This is a genomic window from Fontibacillus phaseoli (genome assembly GCF_003337355.1).
Classification (GTDB): Bacteria; Bacillota; Bacilli; order Paenibacillales; family Paenibacillaceae; genus Fontibacillus; species Fontibacillus phaseoli.
In genome coordinates, this window is sequence record NZ_QPJW01000002.1 from 532135 (window position 1) to 545585 (window position 13451).

Annotated in this window: 11 protein-coding genes; 1 reads left to right on the top strand and 10 read right to left on the bottom strand. The window is 43.4% G+C overall.

Annotated elements, in window-relative coordinates:
- Nucleotides 1-79 precede the first annotated feature (79 nt).
- A complete protein-coding gene (locus DFP94_RS09760) occupies nt 80-1333 on the top strand; it encodes an MFS transporter (RefSeq protein WP_114496274.1) in 1254 nt (417 codons plus the stop codon).
- 199 nt (nt 1334-1532) lie between these two features.
- Here the strand turns inward: DFP94_RS09760 and DFP94_RS09765 are convergent, their stop codons facing one another.
- The 10 genes from DFP94_RS09765 to DFP94_RS09810 all read right to left on the bottom strand — a co-directional run bounded on the left by DFP94_RS09765 (nt 1533) and on the right by DFP94_RS09810 (nt 13235).
- Nucleotides 1533-2915, bottom strand: a complete 1383-nt coding sequence (locus DFP94_RS09765; RefSeq protein WP_114496275.1) for an ABC transporter substrate-binding protein — start codon at nt 2913-2915, stop codon at nt 1533-1535.
- 119 nt (nt 2916-3034) lie between these two features.
- Nucleotides 3035-4324, bottom strand: a complete 1290-nt coding sequence (locus DFP94_RS09770) for an insulinase family protein (RefSeq protein ID WP_114496276.1) — start codon at nt 4322-4324, stop codon at nt 3035-3037.
- A complete protein-coding gene (locus DFP94_RS09775; protein WP_114496277.1) occupies nt 4308-6140 on the bottom strand; it encodes an ABC transporter ATP-binding protein in 1833 nt (610 codons plus the stop codon). The genes DFP94_RS09770 and DFP94_RS09775 overlap by 17 nt, the downstream gene beginning before the upstream one ends.
- A gap of 88 nt (nt 6141-6228) precedes the next feature.
- Nucleotides 6229-6435 carry a hypothetical protein gene (locus tag DFP94_RS09780; protein WP_114496278.1) on the bottom strand — a complete coding sequence of 69 codons (207 nt, stop codon included), beginning with the start codon at nt 6433-6435 and terminating at the stop codon, nt 6229-6231.
- A 96-nt stretch (nt 6436-6531) separates the two neighbouring features.
- On the bottom strand, nt 6532-8085 hold the full coding sequence (locus DFP94_RS09785; protein WP_114496279.1) for a radical SAM protein: 1554 nt from the start codon (nt 8083-8085) through the stop codon (nt 6532-6534).
- A gap of 253 nt (nt 8086-8338) precedes the next feature.
- Nucleotides 8339-9319 (bottom strand): VanZ family protein, encoded by a 981-nt coding sequence (locus tag DFP94_RS09790; protein WP_181873088.1) that lies wholly within the window; start codon nt 9317-9319, stop codon nt 8339-8341.
- Between the two features lie 413 nt (nt 9320-9732).
- Complete coding sequence (locus tag DFP94_RS09795) at nt 9733-10635, bottom strand: hypothetical protein (protein ID WP_114496281.1); 903 nt, start codon at nt 10633-10635, stop codon at nt 9733-9735.
- Nucleotides 10636-10657: 22 nt separating this feature from the next.
- Entirely contained in the window at nt 10658-11746 is a 1089-nt protein-coding gene (locus DFP94_RS09800) for a DNA glycosylase AlkZ-like family protein (RefSeq protein WP_114496282.1), read from the bottom strand.
- 12 nt (nt 11747-11758) lie between these two features.
- Nucleotides 11759-12712 carry a helix-turn-helix transcriptional regulator gene (locus DFP94_RS09805; RefSeq protein WP_114496283.1) on the bottom strand — a complete coding sequence of 318 codons (954 nt, stop codon included), beginning with the start codon at nt 12710-12712 and terminating at the stop codon, nt 11759-11761.
- A gap of 325 nt (nt 12713-13037) precedes the next feature.
- Nucleotides 13038-13235, bottom strand: coding sequence for a cold shock domain-containing protein (locus DFP94_RS09810; RefSeq protein ID WP_018750471.1), 198 nt, complete (start codon nt 13233-13235; stop codon nt 13038-13040).
- Nucleotides 13236-13451: the final 216 nt, after the last annotated feature.

The following is a 13451-nucleotide window of genomic DNA, read 5'->3' on the forward strand; positions in this document are numbered from 1 at the left end:
TTTTTCCAAGGACTGTGCTATACTTAACGTTATCTGCTTACCGTGAAAATCTTCTTTGGAACGGAGCCTGCGAAATCGTATGAAGTCTACTCCATCGGTCCGCCCTGAACTTCCTTGGCTGCGGGCCTTTACTTTTACCATATTCGGTACCAGCGTTCTTGTTTCTTCCTACTTTCCGCTTTTTTATGCCGGACTTGGCTTTTCCAACAGCCAGATCGGGCTTCTTTATGCGCTCGGTCCGATGATCTCCCTGGTTGCGAATCTCTTGTGGAGCGTAGCCAGCGACAAATACAGGACCATCAAAAAAATCATGCTCATCCTTCTGATCGGTCAGATGATTATGAGTGCCGTTTTGTCGGTTTCTACCAAGTTTTCGGTCATCATCCTGGTGATCACCATATTTTATTTTTTCTTTTACCCGGTATTCCCGCTATCGGACACGATAGCTATCAATGCTGCCAAGCGACATAAGAAGAACTTTATCACCGTGCGGATTTTCGGTTCCATCGGCTATGCATTTTATGCCCTGTTTATCGGCTACGTCCTCTCCCTGATCGGCTCCTCGCGGACGATGTGGGTAGCGATCGGCATTGCGGCTATCGCCCTGGCGATTACCCTGTTCATCAAAGACCAGGACAGCCCGGTCGCCAAGATGGACATGTCGGGAATCTGGGGGATATTGAAGCAAAAAGAGCTGCTCTGGTTTTTCGGTTGCGTCTTCTCCCTGGCCATCGCCGTGCGGATGAACGATGCCTTCCTTACCGTTACGCTGAATGACCTCGGCGCCACGGAAAAGATCATCGGCTGGGCTCAACTGGCTTCCTCGTTGTCGGAAATTCCGATTTTTCTCCTGCTCAGTCTGTATGGAGAAAAAATAAAGGAGCTGCCGTTGCTCGTCTTCGCCAGCCTGATGTTTGCCACCCGCTTCTTACTGGTCGGCGTCGCGGATTCAGCGTATAGCCTCATTGCCATTCAGCTCCTGCACAGTTTATCCTTTGGCGTGTTCTACGTCACCTCCATCCGGATGCTGACACGGCTCATTCCGGACCATTACCGGGCGACGGGCATGGCTTTATACACCATCGTCTGGTCGAGCGCCTCCGGCCTGCTCAGCGGCACGTTCGGCGGCGTCGTCTTCGAGCAGTTCGGACGCCACAACTTCTACCTCGTCGCCATGTCGTTCGCGCTCTTGGCCTGTCTCGGCTTTGCCAGCCGGTACTTCTACCCGGGACCGCGGCTGCGGGTACAGGCTGCAGATCGGGGAGGGGTTCAGCCGACCAAGGCCCAAACTGCTTCTTCCGCTTCAGCCGAGGAAGAGACGCTGTCGAATTAATCCGCTTCTAACAGGCACTAATGACAGCCTGTTTGTCCGTTAAGCCTCAAAATCGAATAGAAGAGAGGCTGTCCAAGTCATCATGAATGATTGAGGACAGCCTCTCCTTTTTTAACTTATTGGCTATAAGTACGTCGTCCTAGCTGTTGTCGGCCGTATCTTCTCCTTCTTCGGAGCCGTCATCTCTCTGTTCGCCGTTTTACTTAGCTGCCTCATCTTTTACCGTTTTATCCAATACCGCCTGTCCTTCCTGCTCCATCGCCTGTAGCGCCTCTTCAATAGATTTCTGCTTCTCCTCGACCAATTTCAGCTCACGCTCGACGACCGTTTGGTATTGGGAGTGGAATTCTCCGGGAATTTTACTGTTGTCCATCGAACTTGTGCCATCCAAAATCGGTTTCAATTTATAAAATACGCCCAGGTTGACGCCGTCATATTCCTTCGAATATCCCGTACGGGACAAAAGTGACAAAAGCCCGTTATTCAACGATTTCGATCTAATTTGGGCGAATTGTTCCCCGTTCACAAATTTCAGAAATTCCCATGCGGCATCCACATTCAGCGAGTTCGCCCGGATGGCAAACAGCTCATTAAAAGTAATATCCCGGGATTTATCAGGTTCGGCCGGATCGACCGGCCCCGCGACGATGCCGACTTGAAAAGGTTTGTAATCCTTGATCGTATTCTTGGCATCTTTTAAGTTGCTCAATAAATAAGATCTGCCGATTGTCATTGCCGAACGCCCCATCAAAAAAGCCTGACTTTGATAAAGATCTTCTAGCGTTCCGCTCTGGAACCCGCCATCCTTAGGATTATAAAATGTACCCGAATCGACTGCGTCCTTGGCCAGCTTATAGGCCTGCTTCCAGGAATCCGTATTCAGTGTGATTTTCATCGTATCTGTATTGATAACCTTTAAACCCTGGGTACCCGCGATGTCCGAAGCGAGATCCTCCATAGACATAGCGTTGCCGTTGCCAAATCCGTAGACTCGGGTCTTCTCGTCGCCAGCGGTCGGAAACTGTCTGGCCGTGTCGATGATTTCCTGCCACGTCATCCCGTCATGCGGCACTTTAACTCCGTATTTTGCAAAAAGATCCACATTATAGAAAAGGGCGCTTCCGTAAAATGAAGGAGCCAGGCCGTAAAGCTTGCCGTCGCCTTGCTGCTTAAGAATCTCGATTAATGCCGGATATATGCTCCGCATATCGTACTTGTCACGTTCAATCAAGGGATTGAGCTCCAGCAATTTACCCTCCGCAGCGAATTTTTCGTAATCGTCCATGCTCAACATAACAACATCCGGCTGTTTCTTCTCTATGAAGTCTGCAAACGCTTTGTTGTAATCCTGATTATCCTCTGTGTAAATACTACTCGTGCTAATCACTTCAATATCTATATTGGGGAATTGCATCGCAAACAAATCTCCGTATTGGGTGAAGAAATATGCTTCTTCGTCCACATACATGATTTTGAGACTGGAGCGCTTCTCCGCTACCTTGTCAGAAGCACTGGAGCATCCCGCAAACACGACGCCGCATAAGATAACCAGTAAAGCGCGATATACTAATTTACTTCTCATGATAACCTCCCAAATGACAATCTTAATTTTTGTTATCCAAATACATAACGTCAAAGCGGAAAAAATGGTTACCTTAATTTAGGAGAAGCAACCAACTACTACATGAAATTTCTGCTTAACTATTCACCCATAGCCAATGAAGAATCCTGGCCATTTCCTTGGAAAATTAAAATTAAGCAATCTTTATATCTAATTAGCTGTTGCGCTAAGATTCTTATATCTACATAAAAAAGATTTTCAATCACCTTAATATATCTCAGTATTCTTTGTTCATATGAAATTAAAGGATTATCTTCTAAAATAAAATGATCTATGCTTTCCTCCATCAAGTTTGACAAACCCAGATCACTCAGGTAAGCCTTTGAAATAAAATATTCCAAATACTCTTGTTTAGTTTCCTCAAAATAGAATTTCAAAAACAATGAATCCTTTTGAATATGATCAAATACCCTTTCAATCACATCGATAATTTTTTCATGCAAGTCCGAACAGTATACAATTTGTATCCTCAAGAACCGGTAACAATTCATAAAGTCGACGAAAGTTGAGGAAATAAAGGAAACCTCTAAACTGGACTCTTGTAATGCATGAACACATGCTTTTTCAATTAATATCGCTAAAATATTATTACAAACTTCGTTCTTTATATTTTTTTCACCGGATATCATACAACTAATGTACATTTCTATGTGATTTACTCCCCAGGAAGTAAATACTTTTTTAATTGCTCCTGCTTCTAAATTAAGTTGAAAGCATCTATTTATATTATTTGATTCCGCGTTACTTGGGCGAGAAAAGCTGCCAAACTCGGTTTCAATAAATTTAATAACTTCATCTGTTATGATGTCACCTGCAATATTTACAGCCATTCTATCGGGAGTGTACCATTTTTCGTGAAAAGCTTTAATTTGTTTAAAACTAAGATTTTCTATAATTTCTTCGTCACCCATAGGTATTCGTGTTTTGTAAAACGAATGTTCAAACACTATTTTGAATACTTTGCTTTTTCTGCCTTCATTATTAGTAATCACTTCTTTAAGTACATCCTGTTTAATTTCATCTAATGCCTCTATTTTTAGATAGTTTCCTAATGCGATTTGTTTCAAAATGAATAATCCGTGCCTAATGGCCTCGATACTTTTTGGACATTTTATTACATATACCGTTCGATCAAAATCCGTTAGTCCAATACTATTATATTGAACATCATCTGCATAATATCCATATTTATCGAAGACCATGCTCATATGTTCTACTACATGGGCAAGTCCATTTTCCGAATCCGGTTCATGAAGTGACCCTACTTTTAAAGCCAGACTTAACATTACTTCATCCTTTTCAATGTCGGTCTCCCGGACACAATAAGCAAGTCCATTAGGAAGAGTGCTTTCGCTAATGCGATCCTTCATTAACAAGTTCCCCCTTCATGTACATGTCTGACTGCATTTTATACAATCTTGCGTATTCACCATTGTATCTAAGTAAAGTATCATGATTTCCACTTTCAAGTACCTGTCCATCTTTTAGAACCAATATTTCGTCTACCAAACGAATGGTGGAAAGCCGATGCGTAATGAGGATGGTCGTTTTATCAAACATTAAATCCTTGAATTTGGTAAACAACTCAAACTCAGCTTCGGCATCAAGCGAAGCGGTCGGCTCATCCAAAATGAGAATACTGGAGTCGGACATAAATGCCCGGCTAATGGCAAGCCTCTGCCACTGACCAAGTGATAATTGGGTCGCTTCGGACCATTCCTTGTTCAGCATGGTTGCATACTTTAAGGGAAGTTCTTCAATAAAACGATCTGCGCCCGATTGTTCCGCCGCTTTTTTTACTTTTGAAAAATTATTTAAATCTTCAATTGCACCAAGTGCTATATTTTTTTCGATATTGAAGGGGTACTTGATAAAATCCTGGAATACAGCCCCGATATGTTTATAATATTGCTCTAGATCAATATCATTTATGTTAATATCATCCATCAAAATATTACCTGAAGTAGGTTTATACAACCTTAGAAGCAATTTAACCAGCGTTGTTTTGCCGGAGCCGTTCAAACCTACAAACGAATAGCTTTTCTTAGCTGAAAGAATAAAACTAATGTTCTTAAGCACAAACTCTTCTCTGCCCGGATATTTAAAATAAACGTTTTGAAATTCGATTTTCTCAAAATCGGCAGGGTAAGGTGTACTAGTTGCTTCTTGATTTGGAATTTCCCTCTCTAACAATGAAAAGAGATTTTGAATATAGAGAGCATCGTCGTAAAAAGAAGAGATGGAGCTTAAAACATTTTGTATCGAATTCTGAAAATTCGATAAGGTACTAATAAATAAGGTCAGGTCTCCCAAAGTTAAATTTCTGGAAACCACTTTAACGAGAATATATATTTGAAAACTATACGAAACGATATTTTCCAATAAACTGGCCATACTGTTTTGTGAGGAGAATTTCTTCCTTATTTTTTTATCTTCATTCAAAAAAGTATTAAAGTCATTGATGATCATGGTTTTAAAATAGGAATTCAACCGGTTTACTTTGACTTCTTTAATATTCTCATAAGTGATAACGACTGATTTGAGATAATTGATAAATCTTAACCTTTCAAAACGTTTCGTGAAAATGTCAAACAGTTTTGAGGACATCTTAATGTTAATGACGAGTGAAGGCAGACATGCAAAGAAGCTGATTAAGAGAATGAGCGGACCGAAATTCAAAAAAATCACGATAGCCCCGGACATTGATGAAAAATTTTGCAACGCAAGGATCAGGGTTCTAAGGAGATTCATGGAATGCTGTGTAGATTCATTATTCACTTTTTGAATGCAATCATATATTTCGGCATTGTCGAAATCGGCCATTTCCATCCGCTCAATTTGGTCAAGGGTCAATTCTGTTATATGCTTGTTCATATAGTCGACTTGGTTAGACTCAAAATACCGACATAAGTTATGCATTATGTCGTTGAATTGCGTGTACAAAAGATGAATCAATATCCACAAAATCGGTTTGGACAGATCCTTACTGGCGAAAGCCTCAACGACGCTGTCAATAAAGAACTTCCATATGATCGTGGTAATCGGAAGGGACAACCCGGCCAATAAATTGAAAAATAACAATAAAACTAAAGTATGTTTCGAACTTTTCCAAAGCAAAGCAAAAATTTTCGCCAACATTCTAATGTAGTCTTGTAGAGTAGCTAATTTTTCGTGCAGTGCTTTCATATAAAGTCTCCCATTATAGAAAGGTATGAAAACAGGGCCCTATCCAAAAATAGCGGCCCTGTTTCAATTGAGTTAAATAGTTTAACAACTAATGAATATATGCCTGTGAATGATTCGCCACTTTATTCTTGCTATCTCCAGCGCAATAGCAACCACATGGATTCGCGCTGGATTTGGCTTCTTTTTGTGCCACTTTAGCATTACCGGAACAAATACAGCCATCCATTGGATGTACGCCATAATATGCTTGTGTATCCATCTTGGTTGTTCTACCTACGGGATGAATCAGTTTCATACTAAACATCTCCTTAAGAATAGATTTATAGAAGTAACATTCCGTATGGCCCGGGATCATAAGAATGTTATAACTACCGCATACCGCAGCTCCTCATTACGAGATGATAAGTTCATTGAAATATTCTACTTTTTCAGGAGCATCCTCAATTAGTTGATGGTATCTTTGCAAGTTAAATTTAGTGATAGTCTTCTCTATGTTACAGGTTCCCATTTTCTTATATTCATCCAGCCCATCAGCTTGATAGCACTGAGCAAAACAAATTCCGCATAAGCGTACCGCCCAACAATTCGAGCAGTGCTTAATTGATTTGTCAGTATACTCTTCAACGTAACTACGATAAACCGCCTCTGTATCTATTCCATGTTCAACATCACCAATGAAAGGTGAACTAGACATTCTTTCGCATACTTTAAATTTTCCATCAGTAGTAACATATAGTCTTCTCTGGCCGGGAATACAACATCCGTTCATACGGATACCCAGTGTAGGCTCGTCCGTTATTACTCTATTGTGAATACGCAGCAACTCGGTTTGACTAATGTCTCGAGCCATCCCCTTTATTTCGTCATCTTTATCTATTGTTGTAAAAGCCCAAGCTCCTATAGGATCAGCGAGTTCTTCATTAGCGCTAAACTCTTCGAGACTCATCTCTTTTCTGACAACCCCCAGTTGTTCCCAGTCGATATCCCCTTGATCCACGTATGAACAATTGATGTTGGTGTCCGGGGGTAACCAATCCAATGATTTAAAGAAATCGTTCAGTTCATCAATTTTTTCCAAACTATAAGGAGGACAAACGACGGAATTTATACCTAAAGAGTGATTGGGTTTATCTTGAAAAGCATTCACCAATTTTCTTAGGCCTTTGATAGCCCTGTTAAAGCTCCCGCTGCCATCTACAGTCACACGGTAATAATCTTGAATATTTTCCGGACCGTCCAAACTGCATAAGACCGAACAATTATCCAAGGAAGCCAGATATTCTACGATCTCATCGTTAACAAGCGTTAAATTCGTTGTAAAAGAGACCGATATATTAACATTGCTCATGATGGCCTTGCTGTATTCAATGCACTTCCTCATTAAATCAAAATTTATTAGCGGTTCTCCACCATAGAAGGTCAAAGCCAAATTTTCACCTACATTATGAGAAATATAATCAAACGCTTTCTTGGCTGTTTCCCAATCCATATCTTTCTTTGAAAAATTTCTAAATCCAACATTTTCATCTTGGTAAATACAGTATTTGCATCTTAAATTACACTTTTCAGTCAATTCCAAAATAACTTGTTCTATTCCTGTACTAATGAAATCTAATAATTCTGATTTCTTTGGGGTAATGAATTCTTGGAAAGACGGTGCCTGGAGAATTCTCTCATGCTCAACTAGTGTCAAAATTGTATTCAAAGCGCTTTCAATCTCAGGATCAGGGAAATTCAACCGGGCAATGGCGGCGGGGTCTGAACTTGCTAATAAGCTTTCCAAGATTGCCGATTCTACGACATCACATAGAAACACTTTTCCTGTTCCCGTGTCGTAAAAATATTTATTATTTTTTGTCTCGAATACCGTCCCCAAACTCCCCCAATTTGACTTATGCAAGTTACCTAAAATTGAGATTTTCTTTTCAACAGTTGGACTCACCATGGATTAATACCCCCTTAAAAAGTCAAATTTCGAATGCTCAAATTGAAAAGCAGATGCTAATTAACTGTCTTTAAGATTGCGAATAATTTCACAAATTAGTGTAATATATTTCCTTATTTATAAATCTATGATAACTCTTATTCCTTATTTTGTAAACAATAAATAAATATATAAAATACTTCTAAATATATCTAAATTTTCAAAGAAAAATGGCCAACTTCATTCCATTGGCCTAATTAAATAAATTATTAATTTAATCTATAACACTAACGAGAACCGCCTCAGCTACTTGCTTATCTTCGTTCGATAACCACACCCTAACCGTTGGAACAACCTCTCTAGTTTCTAACAAGGAGGATATATCAGAACTTGTTACTTCTTCATACTTGCTAATGACGCTATTTTCCTCGGCGGAAATATAACTGGCAAATATTTGGGTTGAGGCATTTATTTGTATATGAACATATTCATCATCTATTTCTTTTTCCCTAGTTGTTTGCACAGATTTAGGATTCATATATACTGTTATTTTATTTGTTTCAACACTTGCCAAATCTCCAACCAAATCAGCCTTTGCTTCATCCCATCCTGCCATTACCTCATCATTTTCATAGATATATTCGACCTTAGCAGTTGAAAAAGGCAGCAAATCAGGAGCAATCATCCTAATAGCGACGCCCCCTAAGAGTCCTGTAACCAAGAAGAAACCAATCAGAGACATTAGGAATTGATTGCGCGAGGACGTTGTTTTGCTGAACCATTTATATACACAGACACCTATAGCCCCGCCAGCGAAATTCAGTAAAATATCATCGATGTCGCTGCTGCCCAAAGCAAACACATATTGAATAACTTCAAACGCAAATGAGGTCAGCAGCAGGCAAAGAAATGAACTGCGAAGAGGCTTATTGTGTGCGGCATAAGCCACAAAAATCCCCAAAGGAACAAATATCGCGATATTTCCTCCGATATTCGCCAAAGCCCTCTCCATGTCAATGTTCTCACTCGTAAAAAATTCTATAATCGTATTAAAAGGAATGATATTTATACTTCTTAATGATGGCATTATCCCTGAATGGAACAGTGCTGACAAAGGAATTGTCTTAAACAAAATAATTTTCAAAGCGATTAAAGCATAGGCGATAAATATCAAGTAAAATATGGCGAGCAATAATTTGCTGGTGCCTGCCTTTCCAGGGTTGTCCCCCCGACTTCCATCCATTTTGGAATCCATGTTGCGGTCACACCTTTCATTTTTTTCTTTTTCGTGCCTGAACATATGCTTCAACATATCGGAAACGAATCTCTCGGATAATTAGTTACATTTTCTTATTTTCTTTTGGGTCCACCTAACGGACATGGTAGACCTTAAAAGAGCTAATTTTGCAGTTTTGTCACTCTAACGGACACTGGAGACGCTAACGGACAGATTCCTGTTCGAAATGGAGTAATCGGAGGCCTTTAACGGCTCTGGTGTCCGTTAGATTTCGGAAATCCCCGTTTCGGTGAATTTAACGTCCCTCACGTCCGTTAAATTAAAAGCCCCTCTGAGAAACTAACTCTCAGAGGGGCTAATCAATTTCGAGGATCAAGATCGAAACAGATCAGTTTCTAGCTCATCGTGACAACATCGCGGAAATTCACCTACTAAATCCGCCCGTAAGCCCTCAGCGTCTTCAGGTTCTCCACGGTCAGCCAACCGCGCCATTCCTGGTGCCCGGCTACGCTGACGGCGGGGAAGGGAATGTCCCATCCGCCATCTTCCTGCTGGTTGCCGATCATCCAGTCGAGATGCAGCTCAAGTTCTTCGGATGTAATCAATCGGGAGGCATATGAATTGGGTGCCGGCGCGTAATCCAGCACCTTATGAACGTAGCCTTCGGCATGGGGATTTTTTTCGATTCCGTTCGGCCCGGCCAGCCAATCATCGAGCGCAGCCTCAAACTTTGTGCCCCGGTCGTCCGGCTCCGGAGCCGCATTGGCCAAGAAGGACATCCACTGCACCGCGTCATGATAATCTCCGGGAAGGGATTTCTCGAAACATTCCCATAAGAAAGCGACATTCTTCACGAACCAATCTTCGTTCAAAAAGTCCTGGCGCGCTTGTTGTCCCAGCAGCATCCCGATGATGCTTCCCGTAGGGTTGAGCGAGGGAACGCCGTCCTGCTCCGTAGTCCACCAAGGGGCATGAGGATAATCGTTGACCGAGGTCGCGGCTCTGGGGAATCCGCCCATGTCCAACGTGATTCCTTTCAGATAGGTAAGCATTCCGTTCATTAAGTCGCTATCCCAGCCTTCGACTTCCTTGATCACCATTAAAGCAGTTTCTGTCGTGACCGGCTGGCTCTGCGGACAGCGCATGTCCGGCTCTAGCGCGTTTCCGAAGCCGCCGTCGGTATTCTGATAAGGGCGAAGTGCGTTTAGCACCTGCTCTTTGTCGCCGTTCTCAAAATGAAAGGCAAACCGCATCCGATCCAGCAGTCTCGCACTGCCATATATAAACTTGCGGCCTTGTTCAAGTACTTCCGATTGTTTCTGAGAAATCGTCATATCACAACACCTCATTCATTATTCAAAGTGGCAATCCGTTGTATTTCAGTATCGTATGATGCTCAGGATCATAAACTTTCCTAACGGCAGAGATGGCTTGTTCGCGACGTGCCTCGGCTTCTCCTTCCGGCAATTCCAGAATGATGTCTTCGATGTCGTAATCCCGGAACCCCCAATGCCCGATCACCGCACCTTGAAATCTGCCGTCCACCAACAAGTATTGCAGAACTTCCCGGCCTTCGTACCGCTTCTTAAGCTCATCCAACTCGGCGCGGACCAGAAAATCCGACTTGTCCAGCATCCAGATCATTTCCGGAACTAGCGGGGCATCAATTGCTCCGGCAGGCATGTCCTCCAAAATGGGATCCCCTTCGCAAATAACGCCCTGGTCCCATCCATGCACCTCGGCTCTTCTGAGTTTGCCTTGCTCCGTCAGAACTTTCACCAGGCTTCCGATCTGCTTGCCGGTCCAACCGCTCCAACTTTTCATCTGTGACTCCGTGGCAAACACCATCGCTTCCGTGAACCGCAGAATGACTTCTTCCATAGCTTGTTGGCGGTTCTCCGGATCTTTCGGGATCTGAAACCATTCCTCGGCAAAATCCAGCCAGCCCGTATCCCAATCGGTGTCGGTTTGCTGTTCGTAAAGGATAAAGGCCTTTTGAAAATCCTCCAGTGCTTTGCCGATATCTCCCGGCCGATAAGGAAGCTCCTCTTTCAACTGATCTTTGGATAGACCGCCGGACTCATGAATCAGCGCCAAAATTTCTTGGTGAATGGACCCGAACCGGGTCATCTCTTTCCGAAACGCCGTCGCATACAGCTTCAGGTCCTCCTCCAGCACATAAGCGATACGTCCGCCCTGAAAACGGCCTTTCACTAATTTTCCTTGCTCGCGAATAGAAGAGGATACCCCGAAATCAGAGTAGATCGTGCGGTGGACCAGCCGCGGCGGGTCTCCCGGACGAGTAAAATGGACCGGAGACATCGGCTGCAGTTTACGGAACAATTGTAAATATGACGTTTCGTCCCCGGGGTTGAATAGCGGATCGGTAAGCCCTTGTCTTTTCAACCTTTCAGCCACGATTTCGCTTTGATTCCGTTGTTGCACACTTCTCCCTCCTTATGTATCGTATCTCTCCATCAGTCCCATTGCCCGCTTCCTTAACAAGTCCCGCAGCAACCGTGGTTCAAGCACCTCTGCATCCAAACCAAGACGAAAGAAAAAATCGATCGCCCATTTCCATTCCGAAGACGGGCAATCAAAATCGACCTCCCACCCTTCGTCCTCCGTCTGTCTGACAAGATGTCCGATATCGGGGTCCTGCTCTGCCAAAAGCGCACCGCGATAGGTAAGCTTGGCTAAAATCCGGATTGTCTGATTGGGAGATCCGTTATCGTCTTCCTCCCTTTTCGGGCGGGCTGCCGTCATCGCTTCGAAGCCGACGGCCTCCTTCGGAGCCAATTCCTCCAGTTCCTCGATCCGGTCCACCCGGAACGTCCGCGTCTCTTCATGCTGGTGAGAATAAGCCTCACAATACCAGAAGCCATGAGCTGCATAGATACGAGCGGGACGTACGTCCAAATAACGACGGTAATTTTGCGAACGATAAAGTACATGCAACCAGGCCCCGTCGGCCGCGTATTTCATCAGCGCATTTAAATACGGCGTCCGGGTGCGGCGATCCGGTACTTCCAAGCCGATATGCGCGAGCCATGGGGCAATTTCTCCCAGCGTCTGCTCCGGCAGAGCGGACCGGATTTTGTCCGCCACCGTCCAACGCGCTTGCTGGAATGGGCCGTCGCTATATTTCGTCATCCCGTCCAATGACATCAGCAAGGTCAGCGCCTCATCGGGGGTAAGCTGCAGCGGAGGAAGCCGGTAACCCTCCATAAGACGATAGCCTCCCCCCGGGCCAGGGACCGCATAAAGCGGTACGCCCATTTCCGATAAGGCTTGCATGTCTCGCAGCACCGTCCGCTTGGATACTTCCAGCTTGTCCGCCAGCGTCTGCGCGGTTTCCGCGCGCTGCTGGAGCGCCATCACAATCGCCATCATCCGGTCCATTCGCTTCATTTATGTCCAGTTCCTCCCGGTCAAATTCACCTTACCATGACATTAGTGACAACTGATTGTCACTAATTCCGCAGGCTCTCTTCATACTTTTCTCCAAATATTTGCCGACTCCTTTTGAATACCGGAGAAGACCGTTAAGTATAGACTCCATCGCCGAAACTATCATGCTCTTATTGGGGAGCCCGCATCATCAAATCATCTGCATCACCAGCAATCCCACTACTCGCAACACATACAAAAAAACACAGCCCGGAAAGAGCTGTGTTCTTCATTATCGTGCTTGGAACCAAACTTTATAAGTGATCCGAGAGATTCGGAATTGGTCTTATAATTTGATTACGTTAGCAGCTTGTGGACCACGGTTGCCGTCAGTGATTTCGAACTCAACAGCTTGGCCTTCTTCTAGAGTTTTGAAACCGTCACCTTGAATCGCGGAGAAATGAACGAATACATCCTCGCCGCCTTCAACTTGGATAAAGCCATAGCCTTTTTCTGCGTTAAACCATTTAACTGTACCTTTCAAATGAACAACCTCCTAAAAATAATCGTCATCATTGACGAATACCCATATTATACTCTATGCCCCAAGACAATGCAACGTGTCATTTTAAGTGAAATTCACCCCATTTTTATCCCCTCGAATGCCATTATTATTTGCTTTCCTTCAGGGGGTGAGTTATCATTTTACATAAAAATATTTCATTAAAAAGCCGTAATCATGACAATTTGAACACGACAA

Bases quoted from the DNA above. Each gene is read 5' to 3' on its own strand.
- DFP94_RS09760 (WP_114496274.1), top strand. From the start codon at position 80: ATGAAGTCTACTCCATCGGTCCGCCCTGAACTTCCTTGGCTGCGGGCC.
- DFP94_RS09765 (WP_114496275.1), bottom strand. From the start codon at position 2,915: ATGAGAAGTAAATTAGTATATCGCGCTTTACTGGTTATCTTATGCGGC.
- DFP94_RS09770 (WP_114496276.1), bottom strand. From the start codon at position 4,324: ATGAAGGATCGCATTAGCGAAAGCACTCTTCCTAATGGACTTGCTTAT.
- DFP94_RS09775 (WP_114496277.1), bottom strand. From the start codon at position 6,140: ATGAAAGCACTGCACGAAAAATTAGCTACTCTACAAGACTACATTAGA.
- DFP94_RS09780 (WP_114496278.1), bottom strand. From the start codon at position 6,435: ATGAAACTGATTCATCCCGTAGGTAGAACAACCAAGATGGATACACAA.
- DFP94_RS09785 (WP_114496279.1), bottom strand. From the start codon at position 8,085: ATGGTGAGTCCAACTGTTGAAAAGAAAATCTCAATTTTAGGTAACTTG.
- DFP94_RS09790 (WP_181873088.1), bottom strand. From the start codon at position 9,319: ATGGATTCCAAAATGGATGGAAGTCGGGGGGACAACCCTGGAAAGGCA.
- DFP94_RS09795 (WP_114496281.1), bottom strand. From the start codon at position 10,635: ATGACGATTTCTCAGAAACAATCGGAAGTACTTGAACAAGGCCGCAAG.
- DFP94_RS09805 (WP_114496283.1), bottom strand. From the start codon at position 12,712: ATGAAGCGAATGGACCGGATGATGGCGATTGTGATGGCGCTCCAGCAG.